At 37.3% G+C, this 625-nt stretch carries 1 pseudogene; it reads right to left on the minus strand.

What is annotated here, in order from left to right:
* Window positions 1-483, minus strand: a pseudogene (locus DCC39_RS18915) (DDE-type integrase/transposase/recombinase); the annotation flags it as partial.
* Between the last annotated feature and the right edge of the window lie 142 nt (window positions 484-625).

A 625-nucleotide genomic window follows, 5' to 3' on the forward strand; every position in this document is an offset into this window, starting at 1 on the left:
CTTGAAAACATAGAAGTCCTTACGTTCCTTGATCTTTTCTAAAGTTTTTAGGCAATGTGGACATTTCATGATGGCTTCTTTCAAGTAACGATTTTGTTTACTAAAGAGACACGCACACACTTTGCATTGATATTGGCCTTTATCGCCATTATTGGCGTAAAGAAACGAAGAAGGTGCTGAACATTTTGGGCACGTTAGATTTTCCGTTACTTTCACCACACTATTTTTACGACGAGCCACCGGTTTTAACGCTTTCCCATGTTTTGTTTGATAGTCAATAAGTAGTTCTTGATAGTCTAGTTTTTCCGGAATTTCAATGACAGGCATTTCATCAACTTGCAGTTTGTGATAGGGCTTATTCACAGGTTCATCGTAGGCTGCCCGAGCCACCGATTTGCCTAACAGAATTCCCAGTAGAGCAAAAATAATTTTCTCTTGAAACTTGATATATTCAAGTAAATACGCTATTAATGGAGGTAACAACTTGTCACAACCTTTCTAAGGGTTTTGAGTGTTTGGTTACCTCATAAATACCTTAGATCTGAGGGGGTGACAAGTTTTTTGTGTTTAACCGCGTAATATCAACTGAAAAACAAGTTTTTACAAAGAAACTTTTGACAATACG

The sequence above is a fragment of the Pueribacillus theae genome (assembly GCF_003097615.1).
GTDB lineage: Bacteria > Bacillota > Bacilli > Bacillales > UBA6769 > Pueribacillus > Pueribacillus theae.